Source organism: Streptomyces nitrosporeus, assembly GCF_008704555.1.
GTDB lineage: Bacteria > Actinomycetota > Actinomycetes > Streptomycetales > Streptomycetaceae > Streptomyces > Streptomyces nitrosporeus.
This window is the reverse complement of record NZ_CP023702.1, coordinates 1805377-1830295: the sequence shown is the minus strand read 5'-3', so window position 1 is coordinate 1830295 and position 24919 is coordinate 1805377. Positions and strand designations below refer to the sequence as shown.

Here is a 24919-nt window from a genome sequence, read left to right as displayed (position 1 = left end):
GGACTACCGGCACGGCTGCACTCTCAGGAGCGGGATACTGGAGGCATGCGGTTGACGATTTTCTGGGAGCGGATGGCGGACCACTTCGGCGAGGCGTACGCCGACTCCTTCGCACGGGACCATGTGATGGCGGAACTCGGCGGCCGCACGGTGCACGAGGCACTGGCCGCCGGCTGGGAGACGAAGGACGTCTGGCGCGGCGTCTGCTCGGCGGTCGGCATCCCCGCGGACATGCGCTGACGTCCGGGCGGGTCCCCCGCGGACCGGGCGGCCGGACCGGGCGGCGGTAGGCGAGACTTGTTCCGTGGCACCGACAGACGAGACCGCCCAGAGCCAGCCGCCCGCCGCACCGCCCGTCCCGCCGGCCGCGCCACCGGACCCGTCCGGGCCCGGTCCCGCGCGCATGCCGGGCTGGCTGCCGCGTGCGCTCGTGCTGGCGCTGGCGCTCTACGGGTGCTTCCGGCTCGGGGACTGGGCCTTCCACCAGCTCATCGGGCTGCTGACGAACGTCGTCATCGCCTTCTTCCTGGCGCTCGCGATCGAACCCGCGGTCAGCAGGATGGCCGCCCGGGGCATACGGCGTGGGCTCGCCACCTTCCTGGTCTTCCTGGCCGTGCTGGTCGCCGGCGCCGGCTTCGTCGTGCTGCTCGGCTCGATGCTCGCCGGGCAGATCGCCACCATGATCGAGGACTTCCCCGAGTACCTCGACTCGGTGATCAAGTGGGTCAACCAGACCTTCCACACCGAGCTCTCCCGGGTCGGCGTCCAGGACAGCCTGCTGCACTCCGACTGGCTCCAGAAGTACGTCCAGAACAGTGCCACCGGCGTGCTCGACATCTCCACCACGGTGCTCGGCGGGCTGTTCCGGCTGCTGACGGTCTTCCTCTTCTCGTTCTACTTCGCGGCCGACGGGCCACGGCTGCGGCGCGGGCTGTGCTCCGTGCTGCCGCCGGCCCGGCAGGCGGAGGTGCTGCGGGCCTGGGAGATCGCGGTCGACAAGACCGGCGGCTACCTCTACTCACGCGGTCTGATGGCCCTGGTCTCGGGTGTCGCCCACTACATCCTGCTGGTGGTCCTGGACGTGCCGTACGCGCCGGCCCTCGCGGTCTGGGTCGGGCTGGTGTCCCAGTTCATCCCCACCATCGGCACCTATCTGGCCGGTGCGCTGCCGATGCTGATCGCCTTCACGGTCGACCCGTGGTACGCGCTGTGGGTACTGGCGTTCGTCGTGGTCTACCAGCAGTTCGAGAACTACGTCCTCCAGCCGAAACTCACCTCCAGGACGGTCGACATCCACCCCGCGGTCGCCTTCGGCTCGGTCATCGCCGGGACGGCGCTGATGGGGGCGGTCGGCGCGCTGATCGCCATCCCGGCCGTGGCGACGCTCCAGGCGTTCCTCGGCGCCTATGTGAAGCGCTACGCCGTCACGGACGATCCGAGGGTGGGCGGGGGAGGCCGGGGGCCCCGTGGCGAACCGGTGCTGTCGCGGGTCCATCGGGCCCTGCTGCGGGGGAGGAGCGGCCGGAACGGCGGCACCGGTGGCGGGGAGGCCGGCGGCCGCCGGGACGGGTGACCCGGGCCGCCGGCCGCCGCCCGTCGCGTACCACCCTCTCCGCCTCCGCCTCCGCCTCCGCCTCCGCCTCCGCCCGCGCCCCCGGCCCCCCGCTGGACCCGTGCCGCCCCGCCGCCCGTCTGCACCGCTGCGCCCGCCCGGCCCGTCGTCGTCCGCCGGACGGTCACCGAGGTCCGCGGGGGTGTGACGCACTTGACACTAAAATCGAACATCCATTCATATGGAGGTTCCGGCCGCTGTTTCCCGGGCCCTCGGCCACGGAGTTTTCCACAGGCCGGAGAGACGTCGAGGCCCATTGTCAGTGGCAGGGGTTAGCGTCTTTGACGTGAAGCGATCGACACAAGCAAATCGGGTGGAACCCATGGCAGGAACCGACCGCGAGAAGGCGCTGGACGCCGCACTCGCACAGATTGAGCGCCAATTCGGCAAGGGCGCGGTGATGCGCCTCGGCGAGCGGCCGAACGAGCCGGTCGAGGTGATCCCGACCGGATCCACCGCGCTCGACGTCGCACTCGGCGTCGGCGGTCTGCCGCGCGGCCGTGTGGTCGAGGTGTACGGACCGGAGTCCTCCGGTAAGACGACGCTGACGCTGCACGCGGTGGCGAACGCGCAGAAGCTCGGCGGCTCGGTGGCGTTCATCGACGCGGAGCACGCCCTCGACCCGGAGTACGCGAAGAAGCTCGGCGTCGACATCGACAACCTCATCCTGTCCCAGCCGGACAACGGTGAGCAGGCGCTGGAGATCGTGGACATGCTGGTCCGCTCCGGCGCGCTGGACCTCATCGTCATCGACTCCGTCGCGGCCCTGGTGCCCCGTGCGGAGATCGAGGGCGAGATGGGTGACTCGCACGTGGGTCTGCAGGCCCGTCTGATGAGCCAGGCGCTCCGTAAGATCACCAGTGCGCTCAACCAGTCCAAGACCACCGCGATCTTCATCAACCAGCTCCGCGAGAAGATCGGTGTGATGTTCGGTTCGCCGGAGACCACGACCGGTGGCCGGGCCCTGAAGTTCTACGCCTCGGTGCGTCTGGACATCCGGCGGATCGAGACCCTCAAGGACGGCACCGACGCGGTGGGCAACCGCACCCGGGTCAAGGTCGTCAAGAACAAGGTCGCGCCGCCGTTCAAGCAGGCCGAGTTCGACATCCTCTACGGCCAGGGGATCAGCCGCGAGGGCGGCCTGATCGACATGGGCGTGGAGCACGGCTTCGTCCGCAAGGCCGGCGCCTGGTACACGTACGAGGGCGACCAGCTCGGCCAGGGCAAGGAGAACGCCCGCAACTTCCTCAAGGACAACCCGGACCTCGCCGACGAGATCGAGAAGAAGATCCTCGAGAAGCTCGGTGTCGGTGTCCGGCCGGAGGACCCGGCGGCGGACCCCGCGGCCGGTGCGGCGGACACGGCTGCCGGTGCGGCCGACCCGGCGGCGAAGCCGGTGCCCGCTTCCGCGGCCAAGACCAAGCCCGCGAAGGCCGCGGCGGCCAAGAGCTAGGCCGTGACACGTCGTACGGAGTGGCCGGGTGCCTACGGGGGCCCTGGTCCCGAGGCCGCCGGGGAAGCGGCCGACGATGCCTCCGGGCCCGGTGAGGGGACCGGGTTCGGCGAGGGGGCGGGCCGACGATCCCGTTCCCGCTCGGAGGACGGCGGTTCCCCCCTCCCGTCGAGGGCCGGGAAGGGGGAGCCGCTGAACCCGGCCGACCAGGCGCGCGCCATCTGCCTCAGGCTGCTGACCGGGACTCCGCGGACCCGTAAACAGCTTGCCGACGCCCTGCGCAAGCGGGAGATCCCCGACGAGGCGGCCGAGGAGGTGCTGTCGCGGTTCGAGGCCGTCGGGCTGATCGACGACGCGGCCTTCGCCGACGCCTGGGTGGAATCGCGGCACCACGGCAGGGGCCTGGCCAGGCGGGCCCTCGCGCGGGAGCTGCGTACCAAAGGCGTCGACCCGGCGGTGGTCGACGAAGCGGTCGGGCAGCTCGACCCGGAACGCGAGGAGGAGACGGCCAGAGAGCTCGTGGCGCGCAAACTCCGCTCCACCCGGGGTCTGGAACGCGACAAGCGGCTGCGCCGGCTGGCGGGCATGCTCGCCCGCAAGGGATACGGCGAAGGGATGGCCCTGCGCGTGGTGCGGCAGGCACTCGAGGAGGAGGGCGAGGAGACCGAGGGCCTGGACGAGCCCTTCTGAACGAGCCGCGCATGCGCGAACGACGGGCAGGGCGGAGCGGGACCGGAGCGGAGGGGCGGGGGCGTAGCGGGGAGCGGAACCGGAACGGTTCGGGTGCCCGGCCGGGCTGTGCCACGCGGCACGGTGCGCACGGGCCGGCTGCGGAGGAGCGCAGAAGGGGAGGGGCGCGGAGCCAGGGTCCGGGCGCTCGGGGCACGGCCGGCCCGAGATTGTGGGGGCCCGGGGTGGTGGGGGCCGGCAGGACGGGGCGCCCCGGGCGGGCTCCGCGAACCCGGACGCGCGGACCCCAGAATCCGAACGCGCGGACTTCGGAAGCCGGACGAGCGGACTTCGGGACCCGGGCGAGCGGGCCCCGGACGCGCGGACTTCGGAAGCCGGGCGGGGCCGCTGCCGCCCGTTCTGACGCTGGGGCGGGCGGTCTCAGTGACCGGCAGCCGATGCCCGGCGGATGGTGGCGTCGAGCAGGGACAGGGCATCGGCGGCCGTGCGCCCGGGTGCGCGGTTCCACGGTCCGATCAGGCCGGTCCAGCCCTGGGAGCGGAGCTCGGTGATCAGCCAGGCGCCCGCGCGGTCCACCGTTTCCAGCGAGCCGTAGCCCAGCCGGTGCGCCGTCAGCATCGCTCCGCACAGACAGCGTGCGCCGCGGGCGTCACGGAGCCGGTACGGCCTGTTCTGCCAGCCCCACTCCGTGAGGATCCGGCGCGCATGGCCGAGGTGGACGGAGGGACGCACATCGGGCCGGCCGATCCGGCGCCACATGTGGAGGCGATCGGGCAGCAGCGCGCCGAGCCGGCCCGGCAGCGGGCGCTCGTGTGCGGGCGCGGGGGGAAGCGCCCGCAGGGACTCCTCGACAAGGCTGCTCACCGGCACGGACAGCAGCCTCCGCCAGTCGGCCGGCTGTCCGGCCGGTCCGGGGGAGCCGGGCGGCACTCGTTCCGGCGGCGTCCTCTCCGGCAGGACCGGCTCCGGGCGAACCGGCTCGGGGAGGACGGGCTGCGGAGCCGGGTCCGGGAGGACCGGTTTCGCGCCGGTGCGGTCCCAGCCGGTGACGATCTGTTGCCACGCGTCCGTGTCGTGCAGCCGGGCGACCTGGGCGTCGAGCTGGTCGGGGGTGAGGTGAACAGTGTCCATCGGCGCGCCATCTCCGTACATATCGGCTCATTGCTGAGGCGAATGTCCGTCGCGCGCGGCGATCGCTCCACCGGGGAGCGGCGTTCGGGTGTGTCGGGGCGGGGAGATCGGGCCGGTTGCGGGCCGGGCGCGATGACCGGCGAAGGCCCGCGTGCCCCTGTCCCGCCCAGCCTCCGCCCCTGGCCCGCCCCGCCCCCGCCTCCCCGGAGCGCGGGGCCACAGGGGCGCGGGGGCCGAGCCGGCCGGGCGGCTGCCGGATCGATCGGGCGGCTGAGGTGCCGGAGGGCCACCGGGGCGGGCGGCTGTGGTCTCAGGGGGTCGCCGGGCCGGGGGGACGCCGGGAAGAGGGCGGGGGAGGGAGGACGGGGAGGCCCGCCGCGCGCCAGGCCTGGAAGCCGCCGACGAGGTCGGTGGCCCGGTGCAGGCCCAGCTGGTGCAGGGAGGCGACCGCCAGGCTCGACGCGTAACCCTCGTCGCAGATCACCACGATCCGCAGACCGTGGCCGACCGCCTGGGGCAGGCGATGACTTCCCCGCGGGTCGAGGCGCCACTCCAGCTCGTTGCGTTCGACGACCAGGGCCCCCGGCACCAGCCCGTCCCTCTCCCGCAGCGCCGCGTAGCGGATGTCCACCAGTACGGCGCCCTGCTCCGCGGCGGCAGCGGCGGCGGACGGTCCGATCCGCTCGTAACCCGAGCGGACGCGGTCCAGCAGTTCGTCGATGCCCACCGGTGGGGCGGGGTCCTCGTGGCCGCCGCTCACTGCCAGTCCTCCGGCCGCTCGGTCTGTTCCAGACGGAGGACCGCACCTGCGCGGGAGTAGCGGCGGATCTGCGGCAGGGGCGGGTAGTAGGCGTGCACGGACACGGCGTGCTCCCGTGCGGACTCGTTCAGCACCTCGTGGACGTGGTGCCTCCCGAAGGCTCTGCCCTGACCGGTCGCCAGCTGACGTGTGCGGTCGATGCCTTCGGTGAGCTCCAGGGTCTTCCAGCCGTCGGTGGGCAGCCGGGCCGCCAGGGAGTGTTCACGCAGGGCGCCCGCGGCGACGGTGAAGGCGCCCGACGACTCGGCGTGGTCGTGCCAGCCGGTTCCGGTGCCGGGCGGCCAGCCGATCAGCCAGGCCTCACTGCCACCGGGACCGTCCAGACGCAGCCAGGTACGGCCTTCGGGGTCGAGGGGCAGGGATGCCACGAGAGCGGGATCACCGGCCGTCCGGCGGACGAAGTCCAGGAGTTCCGCGGCGGTCGGGCCGAAGGAGCCGACGCGGCCGGGTGCGGACACCGGGGCGGAGGCGGACGCGGATGTGAGGGGAGCCGGCGTGACGGGAGCGGACGCGGCAGGCGGGGGCGTGGCAGGGGTGGGTGCAGACACAGGAACCGTCCGGTGAGTTCGCGTGGAGGCGCGGCCGGTACCGAGGCGGCACGGTGCGCGGGGAAGGCGATTCAGCGGGACGGACGACACACGCAGCCCGCATAGCGGACGAGGTCCATATGGACCCGCCGCCACAGGCGCACATCGGTGTCGGTCATGGTCTGGAGTACACCATGTGCGCCTGCGGCGGTCAATCGGCCTCTGTACCGTCAACCGGCCTCTGTACCAGGGCCCGTGCCCTCCGGACCTGAGCCTTCCGGACCCGTGCCCTCCGGGCGCCTGCCCTCCTGGCCCGTGCCGTCCGGGGCCGCGCCGCCCGGCTCGTCGCTTTCCTGGGCGGCCTTCTCCCCCGGTGTGCCGGGTGCCCCGCCCGCCCCGGGGGCGCCACCGCGCACCGCGTCGGCGGCGGCGAGCAGTTCCGCGGGGCGCACCCCGTTGAGAGCGGCCACCAGGTGTCCGTCGGGCCGGACCAGCAGCACGGTGTGGGCGGTCGCCCCGGGGTAGCTCTCGGCGACCAGGAGTTCCGCCCGCACGGGCAAGGCGTCCACGGCCTCGACGAGCCGCGGCATGACACCCGCGGTCAGCCAGTGACGGCGGTCCCACACACCGGTCCCCGGCGCGATCAGGACCACCAGCAGCCGTCCGCGGTCCAGCCGGTCACGCAGCTGTACGGCCTTCCCGTCGGGCGCCGTCACCCTCACATCGGTGACCGGCGCACCGGGGGGCGTGGACACCGAAGTGTGCGCCCCGGCGGGCGGGGGCGAAAGAGGGGAGTGCGCGTACGAGGGGGGCGCACCCAGCGGCCCGCACCCCAGGTGACCGTCGGCCAGCAGGGTGTCCTGCCCGCGCGCGCTGCCCGGCAGCAGGGCCCGCAGTCCCGCCCCGCCGCGCAGTATCGGCAGCGACTGGTCGGCGGCGCGCAGCCGGGAGGCGACCGCGGCCCGCCGTTCGGCCTGATAACTGTCGAGGAGCAGTTCCGAGGCGCCCTGGTGCCAGGCGTGCGCCAGCTTCCAGGCCAGGTTCCCGGCGTCCCGGAGCCCTTCGTCCAGCCCCTGGGTGCCGAGCGCGCCCAGCAGGTGGGCGGCGTCCCCGGCCAGGAAGGCCCGTTCGGAGCGCCACCGCCGGGCCAGCCGGTGGTGCAGGGTGTAGACGCCGGTGTCGAGCAGTTCGTAGGCGGGGGTGTCGCCGCACCAGCCTTCCAGCGTGTCGCGGATCCGGGTGATCAGGGCGTCCGGGGTGACGAGTTCGCCCCGCGGCGGCAGCAGCCAGTCCAGACGCCAGACACCGTCGGGCAGCGGGCGCGCCGTGATCTCGGCACCGCCCGAACGCCAGGGCGGTGACCGGTGCAGCACGGCCTCGCCCGGCCAGGGGAGTTCGGCCCGGAGCGCGGCGACGGCGTGCCGTTCCACCGCCGTACGGCCGGGGAACCTGATGTCCAGCAGCTTGCGGACCGTGGAACGCGCGCCGTCGCAGCCCACCAGATAGCTTCCGCGCCACCAGGTCGATCCGGGCTCCCTGGTGTGCACGGTGACGCCGTGCCGGTCCTGCTCCAGCGTGTCGACGCGGCTGAAGGGCACTATCCGCACCAGCTCGTGCGTCCCGGCCGCTGCGCGCAGGCCCTGCGCCAGGGCGTGCTGGGGCACATGGAGGGGAGCCGGCAGCTGTACGGCGCCCTCCTCCCCGCCCAGCGGGACGGCGCGTACCACCTGCTTGCGCCGGACCGACCTCCAGCCGGCCCAGCGCAGCCCCTCCTCGCCCAGCGACGGGCAGCCGAGCCGCCGCACCATGTCCGCGGTGTCCTCACGCAGTACGACGGTGCGGGCCGGACGCGGTTCGTCCTTCCCCGGCCCCTCGTCGAGGAGCACGGTGGGAACCCCCTGATCCGCGAGGGAGAGCGCCAGCGCCAGCCCGACCGGACCGGCCCCGACGACGATCACCGGGTCCACGGCGCGACCCCCCGGTGCGGTGCGGCCGGCGGGGACGGGAAGGCCGTCACAGGTGCTGGGTCGGATGCTCGGGGCGCGGTCACAGAACGTATGCAACTCACTGCCGGTGCTTGCGTCAAGTGACAGTCGGCCCCGGGCCGGGGCGTCGTGCTCCGGCCCGCGGTTCCCGGGCGGGAGGAGCGGCCCGGCAAGGACCGGCCGGACCGGCCCGGGAGCATCCCGTGCGCCGGGTGCGCGCCCCCTCCGCCCGGGCGGAAAGGGCGCGCGGCGGGGACCCGGGCGGCGGAGCGTGGCTCCGGACAGCCGGACAGCCGGACAGCCGGACAGCCGGGCAGCTGGACGGCCCGCCGGTGAGCCGACGGGCCGTCAGACGGTGCGCAGAGCGCGGTTCCTAGTCCTTGGAGGCCGGACCCGGTGCGCCGGCCGGCCCGCCCGGGGTACCGAGGGCGCCCGGCGCCTCCGTGGGGCCGGCGGTCGAGGCCGTCACGATGCCCGTTTTGGCACGCCTGCCGCGCTTCTCGATCCAGGTGGCGAGCGCCGACAGCAGCAGACACATCGCGACGTAGATGGTGCCGATGACCGCGATCGTCGAGACGTACGGGTACTGGCCGTTGACCTGGGTGTTGGAGGCGATCAGACGCGCGGTCTGCAGCAGCTCCGGGTACAGGATGATGAAGCCGAGCGAGGTGTCCTTGAGGGTCACCACGAGCTGGCTGATGATCGTCGGCAGCATCGCGCGGACGGCCTGCGGGATCAGCACCCCCGCCATCACCTGGGTCTTGCTCATCCCCAGGGCGTAAGCGGCCTCACCCTGCCCCTTGGGCACCGAGTTGATGCCGGCACGCAGCACCTCGGCCTGGACACAGCCGTTGTAGACCGACAGGCCCGCGGCCAGCGCCCACATCGAGTAGTCGGTCAGGAAGCCGACCCAGACGGCGTAGATCGTGATCAGCAGCGGGATGGACCGGAACACCTCGATGAACGCGGTGGCCAGCCAGCGGACCGGCCGGTGCTCGGAGAGCCGGGCGATCGCGAGCACCACACCGAGCACCAGGGAACCGACCGCCGCCAGGGCGAACACCTTGAGCGTGGCGAGGACGGCGTCGGCGATGTTCTGCCGGATGCCCGCGTAGTTGAAGATGTCCCACATCTCGGGGGCGAGGTGCCCCTTGTCGGCCAGCCGCATGACGCTGACGCCGATCAGGGCGAGGATCGCGAGGCTCCCGACGACCGCGTAGACGCGGTTGCGGACGACGGCCTTGGGGCCGGGGGCGTCGTAGAGAACGCTGGCACTCATCGGGCGACCTCCATACGGCGTTCGAGCAGCCGGAACAGACCGCTGATGACAAAGGTGACGACCAGGTAGCCGAGGGCCACCCAGATGAAGACGGGGGTGATCTCGTAACCCCTGTCACTCATCAGCTTCTGCCAGCCGAAGAGTTCGGTGACGCTGAAGGCCCCGGCGATCGCCGAGTTCTTGGTCAGCGCGATGAAGATGCTGCTCAGCGGCGGGATCACGGTGCGGGTCGCCTGGGGGAGCACCACCATCCGCAGCGTCTGGGCGAAGGTCATACCGATGGAACGCGCGGCCTCGGCCTGCCCCAGCGGGACCGTGTTGATGCCCGAACGGACCGCCTCGCACACGAAGGAGGAGGTGTAGAAGCCGAGCGCGAGCGAGCCGAGCAGGAAGGGGCTCATGCCCGGGAAGAGGATCTCCGGTACGACGAAGAAGAAGATCAGGAAGAGCAGGGTCAGCGGGGTGTTGCGCAGCAGGGTCACCCAGGCGGTGCCGAACACTCGCAGCGGCGGTACGGGCGAAACCCGGAAGCCGGCGATGACGACGCCCAGGACCAGAGCGATAACCGAGCTGACGGCGGTGATCGACACGGTTCCTATGAAGCCGTCGCGGAACTCTGGGAAGTTGTCGAGCAATACGTTCATGAGGTCTCCGCGTCGGCGGTCAGCGGCATCAGGGCAGGGGAAGGGGCGCCCCGTACCCCGCCGCCCTCAGGGACGGCGGCGTACGGGACGCCTCACCGGCGCGCGGGGCGGCGGTGGCGGGGATCGGCGTCGGCCGTGCGGATCAGTAGCGCTCGATGGCCGGCGGCTCGGTGTACTCCGAACCGGACAGGCCCAGCGTCGCCTCGTAGATCTTCTTGTACGTGCCGTCCTTGACGTGGTTCTCCAGCGAGGTGTTGATCGCCTCGCGGAGCTCCTTGTCGTCCTTGCTCAGGCCGACACCGTAGGGCTCCTCGGTGAACGGCTTGCCGACGACCTTGAGCTTGCCGGAGTTGGCGGCGGCGTAGCCCTTGAGGATCGAGTCGTCCGTGGTGACGGCGTCGACCTGCTTGGTCAGGAGCTGCTGCACGCAGTCCGAGTACTTCGCCAGCTCGACGACCTCGGCACCGTACTCGGGCTTCTTGATCTCCTGGAGCGGCGTGGAGCCGACGATCGAGCAGACCTTCTTGCCCTTCACCGCGTCCTTGCCGGTGATGGCCGTCTCGTCCTTGCGGACCAGCAGGTCGGCACCCGCCTTGTAGTACGGGCCCGCGAAGCCGACCTGCTTCTTGCGCTCGTCGTTGATCGTGTACGTGCCGACGAAGTAGTCGACCTGGCCCTTGGAGATCGCCGTCTCGCGGATGCCGGAGTCGACGGTCTTCCACTCGATCTGCTTCTCGGAGAAGCCGAGGTCCGCCGCGATCATCTTGGCGATCTCGACGTCGAAGCCCGACCGCTCCTTGGTCGACTGGTCCTCGAAGCCCAGGTACGGCTGGTCGGCCTTGGCGCCGATGATCAGCTTGCCGCGCTCCTTCGCCTCCTTGAAGACCGGCGAGTCCAGGTCGACACCGGTGGCGACGGTGTAGGTGGGGAGTTCGGGAGCCTGGGAGGAGCCGGGCTTCACGCCGGACGGCTTGTCGCCGGCCGAGCCCTCCTTGCCGCCGCACGCGGTCGCGGTCAGGGCGAGGACGGCGATGGCCGCGAGCGCGGCCGACTTACGGAGCTTCATGTGAACAATCCTCGTGTCGTGGGTCGTTGTGGTCAGAACTGACGCACCATCAGGGCACGGGCCGTCAGTGGTGAAGGATCTTCGACAGGAAGTCCTTGGCCCGGTCGCTGCGCGGGGCGCTGAAGAACTGGTCCGGCACGGCCTCTTCGACGATCTTTCCGTCCGCCATGAAGACGACGCGGTTGGCGGCCGAGCGGGCGAAGCCCATCTCGTGGGTGACGACGACCATCGTCATCCCCTCCCGGGCCAGCTGCTGCATGACCTCGAGCACCTCGTTGATCATCTCCGGGTCGAGCGCCGACGTGGGCTCGTCGAAGAGCATCACCTTGGGGTCCATCGCCAGCGCGCGCGCGATCGCGACACGCTGCTGCTGGCCGCCGGAGAGCTGCGCCGGGTACTTGTCGGCCTGGGCCCCGACGCCCACCCGGTCGAGCAGCGCCCGGGACTTCGACTCGGCGGTCGCCTTGTCCGTCCTGCGGACCTTGACCTGGCCCAGCATCACGTTCTCGAGCACCGTCTTGTGCGCGAAGAGATTGAACGACTGGAAGACCATGCCGACATCGGCACGCAGCCTGGCCAGCTCCCTGCCCTCCTGGGGCAGCGGCCTGCCGTCGATCGTGATCGCGCCCGAGTCGATCGTCTCCAAGCGGTTGATCGTGCGGCACAGCGTGGACTTCCCGGACCCGGAGGGCCCGATGACGACGACGACCTCGCCACGGGCGATGGTCAGATCGATGTCCTGGAGCACATGCAGCGCGCCGAAGTGCTTGTTGACGTTGCTCAGTACGACAAGGTCGTCTCCCGCGGGCGCGGCGTCGTGGGCGGCCTTGGTCACTGAAACTCCGCTCATCGGCTTCTTGCTCCGTCCTCCTCGGTTAGGCAAGGACCCTAGTGACGCAGTGCTACCAGCGTCATTACATCTGAGCGGAAATTGAGCATAACGATCCGGCCTCAGCCGGACACACCGCGTGAACGGGACGCCACGGCCCGCGATCCGGCGTACCGGGTGGATAACGGAAACCCGGTGGTAACCGGGAGGGGCTTGACTCGGGCGCCGTCATCGGCGTGGATGCCCTGTACGCATCGTCCCGCGTAATCTCGACGTCCGTGCGTACGCGAGGTGGAGAGGAGGGGACATGAGACTGCTGCTCGTCGAGGACGACGACCACGTCGCGGCGGCCCTCTCCGCCGTACTGGCACGGCACGGTTTCCAGGTCGTGCACGCCCGCAACGGCGAGGAGGCGCTGCAGGCGCTGCTGCCCGCCGGACAGGACCCCTTCGGTGTGGTGCTCCTGGACCTCGGGCTGCCCGACCAGGACGGCTACGAGGTGTGCGGGAAGATCCGCAAGCGCTCCAGCACCCCCGTGATCATGGTGACCGCGCGGGCCGACGTCCGTTCGCGCATCCACGGCCTGAACCTCGGCGCCGACGACTACGTCGTCAAGCCCTACGACACCGGTGAACTCCTCGCCCGGATCCACGCCGTGGCCCGGCGCAGGACGGCCGGCGAGGAGACCGGGCCGAACCCCCTCGCGGCCCTCGCCTTCGGCCCGGTCCGTATCGAGCTGCCCACCCGGAAGGTGAGCGTCGACGGTCAGGAGGTCCAGCTCACGCGCAAGGAGTTCGACCTGCTCGCCCTGCTCGCCCAGCGCCCCGGCGTGGTCTTCCGGCGCGAGCAGATCATCAGCGAGGTGTGGCGCACCAGCTGGGAGGGGACCGGGCGCACCCTGGAGGTGCACGTGGCGTCCCTGCGGTCGAAGCTGCGCCTGCCCGCCCTGATCGAGACCGTACGGGGCGTCGGCTACCGGCTCGTCCCGTCCTCCCTCTGAGGCCCCCGGCACCGGTGCGTACCCGTCTGCTGCCCCTGCTCATCGTCCTGATGGCCGCCGTCCTGCTCGCGCTCGGTTTCCCGCTCGCCGTGCGGGTCGCCGCGGCGGAACAGCAGCGCGTGGTCATCGACCGGATCGACGACACCGCGCGCTTCGCCGCGCTCGCCCAGTTCGTCAGCGAACCGCTGGAGGGCACCGACGAACGGCAGCGCATCCTCCAGACCGAACTAGAGGCCTACGCGTCGGTGTACGGGATCAGGGCCGGCGTCTTCTACCGGGACGACGAGGCCCTCGCCAAGGCACCCGCCTCCTGGTCCGTACCGGCCGAGGGGGAGGGGCGCGAGGCGTTCAAGGAAGCACTGCTCGGGCGCCGTTCGCACGACCCGCCCCAGGTCTGGCCCTGGCAGGACGGGCGGATCGTCGTCGCCTCCCCGGTGGTACGGGACGGCGACGTGGTGGCGGTCGTGGTGACCGACTCGCCCACCGGCGGGATGCGTGCGCGGACCCTGCGCGGATGGCTGCTCATCGCCCTCGGCGAGAGCGCCGCGATGCTGGTCGCCCTGGGCGCCGCGTTCCGCCTCACCGGATGGGTCCTGCTGCCCGTGCGGACCCTGGACGCGGCCGCCCACGACATCGCCAGCGGGCGGATGCGCTCACGCGTCGTGGCCTCCGGCGGCCCCCCGGAACTCCGGCGGCTGGCCCGCTCCTTCAACGAGATGGCCGACAACGTCGAGGACGTGCTGGAACAGCAGCGGGCCTTCGTCGCCGACGCCTCCCACCAGCTGCGCAACCCGCTGGCCGCACTGCTGCTGCGGATCGAACTGCTCGCCCTGGAACTGCCCGAGGGGAACGAGGAGATCGCCTCCGTGCGCACGGAGGGCAAGCGGCTCGCCCAGGTCCTGGACGACCTGCTGGACCTGGCGCTGGCCGAACACACCGCGGCCGACCTCCAGCTCGTCGACATCGCGGCACTCGCCGCGGAACGCGTCGCCTCCTGGCGCCCGCTGGCCGAGGAGAAGGGCGTACGGCTCACCCAGGGCGGCGTGCCCGCCGTGACCGGCTGGGCCGACCCGGTCGCCCTCTCCAGCGCACTGGACGCGGTCATCGACAACGCCCTGAAGTTCACGCCCCCCGGTGAGGAGGTCGAGGTCGCCGCGGGCAGTGACGGCACCGGGGCGACGGTGGTCGTCGCCGACCGCGGCCCCGGGCTGACGGAGCAGGAGATGGAACGCGTCGGCGACCGGTTCTGGCGCAGCGGCCGGCACCAGAACGTCAAGGGATCGGGCCTGGGCCTGTCCATCTCACGCGCGCTCCTCACCGCGGGCGGCGGATCGATCGGCTACGCCCCGCACGAACCCCACGGCCTGCGCGTGACCGTCACCGTCCCGCGCGACGCCCCGCACCACTGAGAGGGCGTGCTCCGAAGACCCGGGCACCGCCAGCCGGGCCCCTGCCGTCCGGGGCTTCGGGCGGGCGGGTCAGGGCTTGGCCGAGCGGTAGTAGCGCCTGGCCCCTTCGTGCAGCGGCAGCGGATCGGTGTAGATGGCCGTACGCAGGTCCACCAGCTGTGCCGCGTGCACCTCGCGCCCGATGCGGTCACGGCTGTCGATCACGGTCCGGGTGAACGCCTCGGTCATCAGCGGATCGGTGCGGTCGGTGGTGATCAGCAGGTTGGCGACGGCCACCGTACGCACCGCCTGCCCCTGCTGGGCGTGGTGGTAGGCGTCCGCCGGCATCACGGCCGAACGGTAGTGGCGCGTCGATCCGCCGGCCGCCTGGAGCTTGCCGACCAGCTCGTCGGCCAGCGGCACCAGACGCACGGCGAACCGCTGCGAGAGGTCCTCCACCGCACCGGTCGGCAGCCCCCCGGACCAGAAGAAGGCGTCCAGCTCCCCGTCCGCCAGCCGCTGGGGCATCGTGTCGATGCCCGCCTCGACCGGGCGGATGTCCGCCACCGGATCGATGCCCGCCGCCTTCATCAGCCGGTCCGCGACGAGCAGGACCCCCGAACCCTTCTGGCCGACCCCGACCCGCTTCCCCCGCAGGTCGGCGACCTCCCGGACGCCGGAGTCCTTCGGCACGACCAGCTGTATGTAGTCGTCGTACAGGCGCACGCAGCCGCGCAGGCGCGCGCCGCCGGGCCGGCCGCTCTGCAGATAGGTCGCCACGGCGTCGGCGGTGGCGATGGTGAAGTCGGCCTCACCGGTCGCCACCCGTTCGAGGTTCTCCTGCGAGCCCTCGCTGGTCCGCAGCTGTATGGACACCTTCGGCATGTCCTTGGCCAGCGCTCCTTCGAGCCGCTGCCCGTACCGCTGGTACACCCCGCTCGGCACCCCGGTGGAGAAGGTGAGGGAGCCGCTCGGCTCGGGCTCCCCGAGCGGGAGCACCCACCACAGCAGCAGCCCGAGCACGAGAGCCGCCGCGGCGCCCCCCTGGGCGGCGCGCCGGCGGGCCGGACGGGACAGCGCGGGCAGCATGGGGCGATCCTGCCAGCCCGGGACCCGTCCTGACCAGGCCGGAGGCCGCCCGGGGCTCCGGAGACGGGAAGGCCCCCGCCACCGCCTACCCTTGTCCCATGACCAGCGGCAACCGGAGCGAAGCAGTGGACGTCCAGAAGAGCTACGAAGTGCGCACCTACGGGTGCCAGATGAACGTCCACGACTCCGAACGCTTGTCGGGGCTGCTGGAGGACGCCGGATACGTCCGCGCCCCCGAGGGCTCCGACGGCGACGCCGACGTCGTCGTCTTCAACACCTGCGCCGTACGCGAGAACGCCGACAACAAGCTGTACGGCAACCTCGGACGGCTCGCCCCGATGAAGACGAAGCGCCCCGGGATGCAGATCGCCGTCGGCGGCTGCCTGGCGCAGAAGGACCGCGACACCATCGTCCAGCGCGCCCCCTGGGTCGACGTCGTCTTCGGCACCCACAACATCGGCAAGCTGCCGGTGCTCCTGGAGCGCGCCCGGGTCCAGGAGGAGGCGCAGGTCGAGATCGCCGAGTCCCTGGAGGCATTCCCCTCCACGCTGCCGACCCGCCGCGAGTCCGCGTACGCGGCGTGGGTCTCGATCTCGGTGGGCTGCAACAACACCTGCACCTTCTGCATCGTCCCGGCGCTGCGCGGCAAGGAGAAGGACCGGCGCACCGGCGACATCCTCGCCGAGGTCGAGGCCCTCGTCGCCGAGGGTGTCAGCGAGATCACACTCCTCGGCCAGAACGTGAACGCCTACGGGTCGGACATCGGCGACCGCGAGGCATTCTCGAAGCTGCTGCGCGCCTGCGGCGCCGTCGAGGGCCTGGAGCGGGTCCGCTTCACCTCGCCCCACCCGCGCGACTTCACCGACGACGTGATCGCGGCGATGGCCGAGACGCCCAACGTCATGCCCCAGCTCCACATGCCGCTCCAGTCCGGCTCGGACCGGATCCTCAGGGCCATGCGCCGCTCCTACCGACAGGAACGCTTCCTCGGGATCATCGAGAAGGTGCGGGCGGCCATGCCCGACGCCGCCATCTCCACCGACATCATCGTCGGCTTCCCCGGGGAGACCGAGGAGGACTTCGAGCAGACGATGCACACGGTGCGTGAGGCGCGGTTCGCCAACGCCTTCACCTTCCAGTACTCCAAGCGCCCCGGGACACCGGCGGCCGGCATGGAGGGGCAGATCCCCAAGGAGGTCGTCCAGGAGCGCTACATGCGCCTGTCCGCCCTCCAGGAGGCGATCTCCTGGGAGGAGAACAAGAAGCAGGTCGGCCGCACCCTGGACGTCATGGTCGCCGAGGGCGAGGGACGCAAGGACGGCGCCACCCACCGCCTCTCCGGGCGCGCCCCGGACAACCGCCTGGTCCACTTCACCAAGCCCGCCCAGGACGCGCGCCCCGGCGACGTGGTGACCGTCGAGGTCACCTACGCCGCCCCGCACCACCTGCTCGCCGAGGGCGAGCCGGCGGGAGTGCGCCGCACCCGGTCGGGCGACGCCTGGGAGAAGCGCGCCGGGGCCGCCGGGGCCAAGCCCGCCGGAGTGATGCTGGGCCTCCCCGGCATCGGGGCCCCGGCGCCGCTGCCCGCCGCGGCCGCCCCGGGGTGCGGCTGCGACTGACCCGCCGCCCGCCCCGTACGGCCGGCGGGCGCGGGGACCGGGTCCCGGGCAGCCTTCCCCCGGCCCGCCGGCAGTACGCTGACCGGCATGCTTGTCGCCGCCGCCGTCTGCCCCTGCCCGCCGCTCCTGGTGCCCCAGGTGGCCGCCGGAGCCGCCCCCGAACTCGACGCCGCGCGTGACGCGTGCACCGACGCGGTGGGGGTGCTGGCCGCGGCGCGGCCCGACCTGCTGATCGTGGCCGGGCCCGCGGGCCCGGACGGGCGCGGCCCGTTCCCGGCCGGGTCGCCCGGCTCGTTCGCCGGGTTCGGTGTCGGGCTGACCGTACGGCTGGGCGAAGGCGCTCCCGGCACAGCGGCCGCCCGGCCCCGGCCGCTCCCGGCGTCCCTGGCCGTCGGCGCCTGGCTGCTGGAGCACACCGGGTGGAACGGCGCCCCGGTGGAGGGCCTCGGGATCGAGGAGTCGCTGGCCCCCGGCGACTGCGCCCGGGCCGGGCGGGAGCTGGGGGCGCGGGCGGACCGGGTGGCCATGCTGGTGATGGGGGACGGAAGCGCCTGCCGCACGGTCAAGTCGCCCGGCTACCTCCACCCGCGGGCGCTGGATTTCGACGCGGAGGCGGCCCGCGCCCTGGGCGCCGCAGACCTCCCGGCGCTGGCCGCGCTGGACGCGGCCTCGGCCCGGGAGGTCAAGGCCGCGGGCCGTGCGCCCTGGCAGGTGCTGGCGGGCGCGGCCGAGGGGGCCGGGCTCGGCGGACGGCTGCTCCACGAGGACGCCCCCTACGGCGTGGGATACCTCGTCGCGGCCTGGTCCTGACGGAGCGGCCCGGGTGGCCGTGACACGGCGGAGGGCCGTGGAGCCCTCCGCTCCACGGCCCTCGGCCGTACCGCCGCCCGGATCAGGCGGCCGGGGGAGACCCGCCGTCCTTCTTCTGCCCCAGGCGGTCGATCGCGTCCTTGGCCTTCTGGGTGCCGGACACGATCCTGTCGCTGTATTTGCCCTTGGTCCGCTGATCGACCGTGCGCGCGGCCTTGTCGAGACCCTGGTCGATCTTGGACCCGTGCTGCTGCGCGAGGTCACCGACCTTGTCCCTGGCCGGGTCCAGCTTGGCCTTCAGGCTGTCCAGGAAACCCATGGGTCACCTTCCGTGCTGGTGGGATGTGATCACATTTTACCCGTGAGCGGGCGAAACGCGCGTCCCCCGCCCCGCAGCCGCGGTCCGCCTCCCGCGCGTCCGGCGGCCTCCCGGAGTTTGGGACACTGTCCCGGTGAGCACACCAGCCCCCGCCCCGCGCGTCATCACCGTCGTCGGCCCCACCGCAGCCGGGAAGTCCGACCTCGGGGTGTTCCTCGCCCAGCGGCTCGGCGGGGAAGTGGTCAACGCGGACTCCATGCAGCTCTACCGCGGCATGGACATCGGCACGGCCAAACTGACACCGGCCGAGCGCGGGGACGTCCCGCACCATCTGCTGGACATCTGGGACGTCACCGAGGCCGCCAGCGTCGCCGAGTACCAGAGACGGGCACGCGCCGAGATCGACCGGCTGCTCGCCGAGGGCCGCACGCCGATCCTCGTGGGCGGTTCCGGGCTCTACGTGAAGGGCGCCGTCGACGCCCTCGATTTCCCCGGTACCGACCCGGAGGTGCGCGCCCGGCTCGAACAGGAACTGGCCCTCGGCGGCCCCGGCGCCCTGCACGCGCGGCTGGCGGAGGTGGACCCGCCCGCGGCCCGCGCCATCCTGGCCGGCAACGGGCGGCGGATCGTCCGCGCGCTGGAGGTCATCGAGATCACCGGCAAGCCCTTCACCGCCAACCTGCCGGGCGAGAAGCCGGTGTACGACGCCGTGCAGATCGGGGTGGACGTCGGGCGTCCCGAACTGGACGCCCGGATCAGCGCCCGGGTGGACCGGATGTGGGAGGCCGGGCTGGTGGACGAGGTGCGCAGGCTGGAGGCCCTGGGCCTGCGGGAGGGGCGGACCGCGTCCCGGGCGCTCGGCTACCAGCAGGTCCTCGCCGCGCTGGCGGGGGAGTGCACCGAACAGGAGGCGCGCGCCGAAACCGTGCGCGCCACCAAACGCTTCGCGCGCCGTCAGGATTCCTGGTTCCGCCGCGACCCGCGCGTGCGGTGGCTGGACGGCGGTGAGGACCGGCGCCGGGAACTCCCGGAGCTGGCCATGACGTTGGTCGAACGAGCGGTTACAGCCTGATCACGTGATGGCATCGGGAAGCCCCGCCTGTCATATCGGCGCCCGCGAGCGTGCCATCATCGAGCATCGATCGACCAGTGGAGTCCGAGTGGGGAGGGCGTGTGGCGATGGAGGCCGGCCCTCGCGACACAGACCGGGACGCACCGGGTACGGAGCACCGGACAGGGCACCTGAGCCCTGACGGGCCCGGGACCGAGGAGCACGAGGCGACCCCCGAGGCCCATGACGTGGCCCCCGAGGTCGAGGTCGAGCTCCGGCCCGCCCGCCGGCTCCGGATCTGGCAGCTCGCGCCCATCGTGGTGCTGTCCGCGCTCGGCTCCCTGATGTTCGCCTTCCCCCTCGCCTTCGAGGTCGGCGACGGCGGTGCCATCGTGGCGATGCTGGGCCTGCTGATCAGCGGCTGCGCGGCCGGCTGGGGCATGATGGCGGCGCGGCGGGTGGGGCACACCTGGCCCGGCCTGCCGGCCAGGGGATCGGCCGAGCGCCCCGACTGGCGCATGGTCGCCCTGTACGTGGCGCTGGGCGCCGTGCTGGTCGCCCTCGCGGTCTGGCGCGTGGCCCGGCTCCAGCACTGAGCACGGCGGCGCGCGGTCTGCCCGCGGCACGGAAGCACCGAGCACGGCGGCGCGCGGCCTGACCACGGCACGGAAGCACCGAGCGCGGCCTGCCCGCGGCACGGACCTCCGGCCGTCCGGCCCCGGGGCGCCCGGGACCACGGGCCGTCACCGCCACCTCGTACAGTGGGACCGTGAGCACCGCACAGATCGCCTTCCTCAAGGGCCACGGCACCGAGAACGACTTCGTGATCGTTCCCGACCCCGACAACACCGTGGACCTGCCGGCCTCCGCCGTCGCCCGGCTCTGCGACCGGCGGGCGGGCATCGGCGGCGACGGCCTGCTGCACGTCGTGCGGTCCGCCGCCCACCCGGACGCCCGGCACATGGCGGACACGGCCGAGTGGTTCATGGACTACCGCAACGCCGACGGCTCGGTCGCCGAGATGTGCGGCAACGGCGTGCGCGTCTTCGCCCGTTACCTCCAGCGCGCCGGCCTCGCCGGGGACGGCGGCCTGGCCGTCGCGACCCGGGGCGGCGTCAAGCGGGTGCGCCTCTCCGGGGACGGCGACGTCACCGTTTCCATGGGGCGCGCCGCGCTCCTGGACGAAGGGGTGCGCGTGACCGTGGACGGCCGCGCCTGGGACGCCCGCAACGTCAGCATGGGCAACCCGCACGCCGTCGCGTTCGTGGACGACCTGGCGCACGCCGGGGACCTGCGGTCCGTACCGCGGTTCAGCCCGGAGTCCGTCTACCCGGACGGGGTCAACATCGAGTTCGTGGTGGACCGGGGACCCCGTCACGTCGCGATGCGCGTCCACGAGCGCGGCTCCGGCGAGACCCGCTCCTGCGGTACCGGCGCCTGCGCCGTGGCCGTCGCCGCCGCCCGCCGTGACGGCGCGGACCCCGCGCTGACCGGGGAGCCGGTCACATACACCGTGGACCTCCCCGGGGGCACGCTGGTGATCACCGAACACCCGGACGGCGCCGTCGAGATGACGGGCCCCGCGGTGATCGTCGCCGAGGGCGTGGCCGACATGGACCGGATCGAAACGATGGCCGGATAGAGCTTCGCTCGAATGGGTGATCCGTTTCACGCTGGGCGAGAGGTGGACTGCTCCGCGTGGTGGGCTCGGTAGCATCAAGCACCGGCCCGGAGGCACAGCCGCCTCCCCCTCACCGCCGGTCGACGTCGCCGGAGGTGCCCCATGAGCGCAGAGGCCACCGACCCAGGTGCTCCCCCCCGCAAGCGCAGCCGCCCGCGGATCGATCTGCGCAGGCTCGGCAGGGTCGCCGTGCTCGGCCCGGTGGCCCGCGACCGCCTGCCCGACGCCATCGGACACGTGGCGGAGGCCCACCGGGCGCACCATCCGGACGCGGACCTGTCGGTCCTGCACAAGGCCTACGTCCTCGCCGAGTCCTCCCACCGCGGCCAGACACGCAAGAGCGGCGAGCCCTACATCACCCACCCGCTCGCCGTGACCCTGATCCTGGCCGAACTCGGCGCCGAGACCACGACTCTGACGGCCTCCCTCCTCCACGACACCGTGGAGGACACCGAGGTGACGCTGGATCAGGTCCGGGAGCGGTTCGGCGACGAGGTCGCCTATCTGGTCGACGGGGTCACCAAACTGGAGAAGGTCGACTACGGCGCCGCCGCCGAACCCGAGACCTTCCGCAAGATGCTCGTCGCCACCGGCAACGACGTACGCGTCATGTCCATCAAGCTGGCCGACCGGCTGCACAACATGCGCACCCTCGGTGTCATGAGGCCCGAGAAGCAGGCCAGGATCGCCAAGGTCACCCGGGACGTCCTCATCCCGCTCGCCGAACGCCTGGGCGTGCAGGCGCTCAAGACCGAGCTGGAGGACCTGGTCTTCGCCATCCTCCATCCGGCGGAGTACGAGGGCACCCGTGCGCTGATCGCCGCGGCGGGCGGCGGGCGGGACCCGCTCGCCGAGATCGCGGAGGCCGTCGGGACCACCCTGCGCGAGGCCGGGATCGGTGCCGAAGTCCTCATCAGGCCGCGCCACTTCGTCTCCGTCCACCGGGTGCGCGGCAAACGCGGCGACCTGCGCGGGACCGACTTCGGGCGGCTGCTGGTCCTGGTCGGGGAGGACGCCGACTGCTACGCGGTGCTGGGTGAACTGCACACCTGCTTCACCCCGGTCGTCTCCGAGTTCAAGGATTTCATCGCCGCCCCGAAGTTCAACCTCTACCAGTCCCTGCACACCGCGGTCGTCGGACCCGAGGGCGCCGTCGCCGAAGTCCTCATCCGCACGCACCGGATGCACAAGGTCGCCGAAGCCGGAGTCGTCGCGCTCGGAAACCCCTACGCCCACGACGGCGGCGCGCCCGCCCAGGCCGAACCCGCCGACGGCGAGCGGGCCGACCCGACCCGGCCGGGCTGGCTCTCACGCCTCCTCACCTGGCAGGAGTCCGCCACCGACCCCGACACGTTCTGGACCACCCTGCGCGACGACCTCGCCCAGAACCGGGAGATCACCGTCTTCGGCCCCGACGGGACGACGCTCCCGCTGCCCGCCGGCGCCAGCTGTGTCGACGCGGCGTACGCCCGGTACGGCGAAGCGGCCCACGGCTGTATCGGCGCACACGTCAACGGCCGTCTGGTCACCCTCAGCACCGTCCTGAACGACGGCGACACCGTACGCCCGCTGCTCGCGCAGGACGCGTCCTCCGGGCCCTCGCCGCAGTGGCTCGACCACGCCCGTACCCCCGCCGCCAGGATCGCGATCGCCGGATGGCTCGAAACCCACCCGGACGGCGCCCCCGGCTCCCCGGGCAGCGGCCCCGCGGGGCCCGGCAGACGGGGGAGGCCCCCGGAGGGCCCGGCGGCCGGCCACCCGCGCGGCCCGGGGCGCGCGGTGGGAGTCCGTGTCGACATCCCGGGCGCGCCGGTCAGGCTCGCCGGCTGCTGCACGCCCGTGCCGCCCGACGCGATCACCGGCTTCGCCGTGCGCGGCGGGGCCGTCACCGTGCACCGCCGGGAATGCGCGGCCGTCTCGCGGATGCGGGAGGTCAGCAGGGCGGCCGTCGGGGCACGCTGGGACGACGCCGCGGACCGGGACGGAGCCGCCGACTTCCGGGTCACCCTGGTCGCCGAGTCGTTCGGACGCCCCCGGCTGCTCGCCGACCTCACCGAGGCCATCGCCACCGCCGACGCGGCCATCGTCTCGGCCACCGTGGAACCGCCGAGCGAGCAGCGGGTCCGGCACACCTACACCGTCCAACTCCCCGACGCCGCACGGCTGCCCGGCCTGATGAGAGCGATGCGCGACGTGCCGGGCGTGTACGACGTCAGCCGCGCCCAGCGACCCGCCCCGACGGGCTGAGCCGGCCGGGCCCGCCCGGCGGCGGCCCACGGCTCCGGACGGAGTCCTGAGGTCCCCGTTCGGGTGGCACGGCGCGCGCCGCCCCCGTGGAGGGCGCCCGCGCTGGTAGCGGTAGTCCATGCCGCACACCTCCCGCCGACTGCGTGCCGCCCTGCTGGCCACCGCGTCGGCCGCCCTCGTCGCCGCGACCCTGCCCGCCCCCGAACCGCTCGGTATCGGCGACCGGCTCTTCCCCCACCTCGGGAACCCGGGGTACGACGTCCTCGCGTACGACATCTCGCTCACCTACCACGGCAGCAGCACCCGCCCCCTCGACGCCGTCACGCGGATCGACGCGCGCACCACCGCCCCCCTGGACCGCATCAACCTCGACTTCTCGCAGGGCACCGTCCAGGGCGTCGAAGTCGACGGCCGGGACAGCGAGTTCGCCACCGCCGGGGAGGACCTCGTCATCAGGGCCCCGGACCGGCTGCCGGCCGGAGCGTCGGTACGCATCACCGTCCGGCACACCAGCGACCCCACGGGGGACCCGGCCCGCGGCGGCTGGGTCCGCACCTCGGACGGCCTCGCCATGGCCAACCAGGCGGACGCCGCGCACCGGGTCTTCCCCGGCAACGACCACCCCGCCGACAAGGCCCGCTTCACCTTCCGGGTCACCGCGCCCGAGGACCTCACGGTCGTCGCGGGCGGACTGCCCGCCGGACGGGAACGGCACGGGAGGACCACCACCTGGACCTACCGCACCACGCATCCCATGGCCACCGAACTGGCCCAGGTCTCCATCGGCCGCTCCACCGTCGTGCACCGCGCCGGACCGGGCGGGCTGCCGCTGCGCGACGTGGTGCCGGCGGCAGACCGGAAGGAACTGGAGCACTGGCTGGCCAGGACACCGCGGCAGATGGAGTGGATGCAGGAGCAGGCCGGCCCCTACCCGTTCGAGACGTACGGCCTGCTGGTCGCGGACACCGAGACCGGCTTCGAGCTGGAGACCCAGACCCTCTCGCTCTTCGAACGCTCCCTGTTCACCGAACCGGGGCTCCCCGCCTGGTACATCGAGTCGATCATGGTGCACGAGCTCGCCCACCAGTGGTTCGGCAACAGCGTCTCCCCCCGGACCTGGTCCGACCTCTGGCTGAGCGAAGGGCACGCCACCTGGTACGAGGCCCGGTACGCCGAGGAGCACGCGGACAAGCCGCTCGAACAGCGCATGCGCCAGGCGTACGCCCGGTCCGACGCCTGGCGTGCGGCGGGCGGCCCGCCGGCCCGCCCGGACGTCCCCTCCCCGGACCACAAGATCAGCCTCTTCCGGCCCGTGGTGTACGACGGCAGCGCCCTCGTCCTCTACGCACTGCGCGGGGAGATCGGCGAGCGGGCCTTCGGCCGCCTGGAGAAGGCATGGCCCCGGATCCACCGGAACGGGTCCGCGACGACCTCCGACTTCACCCGGCTCGCCTCCCGGTACGCCGGGCGGGACCTGACGGCCTTCTTCGACGGCTGGCTGTACGGGGAGAAGACCCCGCCCATGCCGGGCCACCCCGACTGGCGGAGCGAGACCCCCCGGGCGGCCGCGGAGCCGCAGGCGGGCCCGCACGCCCCGAAACCTGCGTGACGGGCCCGGCGGGGGCATGTCACTATCGACGGACCGAGGACAGCCGGAGGCACCGGGGGAGATCTCCCGG

At 72.8% G+C, this 24919-nt stretch carries 24 protein-coding genes; 13 read left to right on the top strand and 11 right to left on the bottom strand.

The features are described 5' to 3' along the window. Positions 1 to 45: 45 nt before the first annotated feature. The 4 genes from CP967_RS07755 to recX all read left to right on the top strand — a co-directional run bounded on the left by CP967_RS07755 (position 46) and on the right by recX (position 3755). The gene (locus CP967_RS07755) at positions 46 to 240 is read left to right on the top strand and encodes a DUF3046 domain-containing protein (protein WP_150487249.1); all 195 of its coding nucleotides are present in this window, start codon (positions 46 to 48) and stop codon (positions 238 to 240) included. A gap of 163 nt (positions 241 to 403) precedes the next feature. Then, the gene (locus CP967_RS07750; RefSeq protein ID WP_150491751.1) at positions 404 to 1573 is read left to right on the top strand and encodes an AI-2E family transporter; all 1170 of its coding nucleotides are present in this window, start codon (positions 404 to 406) and stop codon (positions 1571 to 1573) included. A gap of 361 nt (positions 1574 to 1934) precedes the next feature. Next, positions 1935 to 3065: a recombinase RecA gene (gene recA / locus CP967_RS07740; RefSeq protein WP_150487248.1), complete on the top strand. Its 1131-nt coding sequence runs from the start codon at positions 1935 to 1937 to the stop codon at positions 3063 to 3065. Between the two features lie 3 nt (positions 3066 to 3068). After that, on the top strand, positions 3069 to 3755 hold the full coding sequence (gene recX, locus CP967_RS07735; RefSeq protein ID WP_150487247.1) for a recombination regulator RecX: 687 nt from the start codon (positions 3069 to 3071) through the stop codon (positions 3753 to 3755). A gap of 420 nt (positions 3756 to 4175) precedes the next feature. Here recX and CP967_RS07730 read toward each other — a convergent pair whose 3' ends face one another. The 9 genes from CP967_RS07730 to CP967_RS07695 form a co-directional block, all read right to left on the bottom strand. After that, positions 4176 to 4886, bottom strand: a complete 711-nt coding sequence (locus CP967_RS07730; RefSeq protein WP_150487246.1) for a DUF6197 family protein — start codon at positions 4884 to 4886, stop codon at positions 4176 to 4178. A 310-nt stretch (positions 4887 to 5196) separates the two neighbouring features. Continuing rightward, entirely contained in the window at positions 5197 to 5646 is a 450-nt protein-coding gene (locus CP967_RS07725; protein WP_190175061.1) for a rhodanese-like domain-containing protein, read from the bottom strand. Continuing rightward, entirely contained in the window at positions 5643 to 6254 is a 612-nt protein-coding gene (locus CP967_RS07720; RefSeq protein WP_150487244.1) for a cupin domain-containing protein, read from the bottom strand. The genes CP967_RS07725 and CP967_RS07720 overlap by 4 nt, the downstream gene beginning before the upstream one ends. Positions 6255 to 6325: 71 nt before the next feature. Continuing rightward, entirely contained in the window at positions 6326 to 6412 is an 87-nt protein-coding gene (locus CP967_RS35195) for a putative leader peptide (protein ID WP_341874680.1), read from the bottom strand. Positions 6413 to 6463: 51 nt separating this feature from the next. Further along, positions 6464 to 8200 (bottom strand): FAD-dependent monooxygenase, encoded by a 1737-nt coding sequence (locus CP967_RS07715; protein WP_229888332.1) that lies wholly within the window; start codon positions 8198 to 8200, stop codon positions 6464 to 6466. Positions 8201 to 8591: 391 nt separating this feature from the next. Then, a complete protein-coding gene (locus CP967_RS07710) occupies positions 8592 to 9497 on the bottom strand; it encodes an amino acid ABC transporter permease (RefSeq protein ID WP_150487243.1) in 906 nt (301 codons plus the stop codon). Then, positions 9494 to 10141: an amino acid ABC transporter permease gene (locus CP967_RS07705; protein WP_150487242.1), complete on the bottom strand. Its 648-nt coding sequence runs from the start codon at positions 10139 to 10141 to the stop codon at positions 9494 to 9496. Before CP967_RS07705 ends, CP967_RS07710 begins: the two co-directional genes overlap by 4 nt. Positions 10142 to 10283: 142 nt before the next feature. Then, positions 10284 to 11207 (bottom strand): glutamate ABC transporter substrate-binding protein, encoded by a 924-nt coding sequence (locus CP967_RS07700; protein ID WP_150487241.1) that lies wholly within the window; start codon positions 11205 to 11207, stop codon positions 10284 to 10286. A gap of 64 nt (positions 11208 to 11271) precedes the next feature. Then, positions 11272 to 12057, bottom strand: a complete 786-nt coding sequence (locus CP967_RS07695; RefSeq protein WP_150487240.1) for an amino acid ABC transporter ATP-binding protein — start codon at positions 12055 to 12057, stop codon at positions 11272 to 11274. A 286-nt stretch (positions 12058 to 12343) separates the two neighbouring features. On the opposite strand from CP967_RS07695, the gene CP967_RS07690 reads away from it, so the two are divergent. Together CP967_RS07690 and CP967_RS07685 are read left to right on the top strand one after the other, a co-directional pair. Then, positions 12344 to 13036, top strand: coding sequence for a response regulator transcription factor (locus CP967_RS07690; protein ID WP_150487239.1), 693 nt, complete (start codon positions 12344 to 12346; stop codon positions 13034 to 13036). A gap of 14 nt (positions 13037 to 13050) precedes the next feature. Then, positions 13051 to 14445: a sensor histidine kinase gene (locus CP967_RS07685; RefSeq protein ID WP_150487238.1), complete on the top strand. Its 1395-nt coding sequence runs from the start codon at positions 13051 to 13053 to the stop codon at positions 14443 to 14445. Positions 14446 to 14514: 69 nt separating this feature from the next. Here CP967_RS07685 and CP967_RS07680 read toward each other — a convergent pair whose 3' ends face one another. Further along, on the bottom strand, positions 14515 to 15513 hold the full coding sequence (locus CP967_RS07680) for a TAXI family TRAP transporter solute-binding subunit (protein ID WP_150487237.1): 999 nt from the start codon (positions 15511 to 15513) through the stop codon (positions 14515 to 14517). A 98-nt stretch (positions 15514 to 15611) separates the two neighbouring features. On the opposite strand from CP967_RS07680, the gene miaB reads away from it, so the two are divergent. After that, positions 15612 to 17132 (top strand): tRNA (N6-isopentenyl adenosine(37)-C2)-methylthiotransferase MiaB, encoded by a 1521-nt coding sequence (gene miaB / locus CP967_RS07675; RefSeq protein ID WP_150487236.1) that lies wholly within the window; start codon positions 15612 to 15614, stop codon positions 17130 to 17132. 87 nt (positions 17133 to 17219) lie between these two features. Further along, on the top strand, positions 17220 to 17942 hold the full coding sequence (locus tag CP967_RS07670; protein WP_150487235.1) for a class III extradiol dioxygenase subunit B-like domain-containing protein: 723 nt from the start codon (positions 17220 to 17222) through the stop codon (positions 17940 to 17942). Positions 17943 to 18024: 82 nt separating this feature from the next. Here CP967_RS07670 and CP967_RS07665 read toward each other — a convergent pair whose 3' ends face one another. Then, entirely contained in the window at positions 18025 to 18261 is a 237-nt protein-coding gene (locus tag CP967_RS07665; RefSeq protein ID WP_150487234.1) for an antitoxin, read from the bottom strand. Positions 18262 to 18394: 133 nt separating this feature from the next. Here CP967_RS07665 and miaA point away from each other — a divergent pair, with 133 nt between their 5' ends. From miaA to CP967_RS07640, 5 genes are all read left to right on the top strand, one after another. Next, the gene (gene miaA, locus CP967_RS07660) at positions 18395 to 19333 is read left to right on the top strand and encodes a tRNA (adenosine(37)-N6)-dimethylallyltransferase MiaA (protein ID WP_150487233.1); all 939 of its coding nucleotides are present in this window, start codon (positions 18395 to 18397) and stop codon (positions 19331 to 19333) included. Between the two features lie 107 nt (positions 19334 to 19440). Continuing rightward, positions 19441 to 19908: a hypothetical protein gene (locus CP967_RS07655; RefSeq protein ID WP_150491750.1), complete on the top strand. Its 468-nt coding sequence runs from the start codon at positions 19441 to 19443 to the stop codon at positions 19906 to 19908. Positions 19909 to 20081: 173 nt separating this feature from the next. Continuing rightward, positions 20082 to 20954 (top strand): diaminopimelate epimerase, encoded by an 873-nt coding sequence (dapF, locus tag CP967_RS07650; RefSeq protein WP_150487232.1) that lies wholly within the window; start codon positions 20082 to 20084, stop codon positions 20952 to 20954. A 141-nt stretch (positions 20955 to 21095) separates the two neighbouring features. Beyond that, positions 21096 to 23240, top strand: a complete 2145-nt coding sequence (locus tag CP967_RS07645) for a RelA/SpoT family protein (protein WP_150487231.1) — start codon at positions 21096 to 21098, stop codon at positions 23238 to 23240. Between the two features lie 118 nt (positions 23241 to 23358). After that, on the top strand, positions 23359 to 24849 hold the full coding sequence (locus CP967_RS07640; protein ID WP_150487230.1) for a M1 family metallopeptidase: 1491 nt from the start codon (positions 23359 to 23361) through the stop codon (positions 24847 to 24849). The last annotated feature ends 70 nt before the right edge of the window (positions 24850 to 24919 follow it).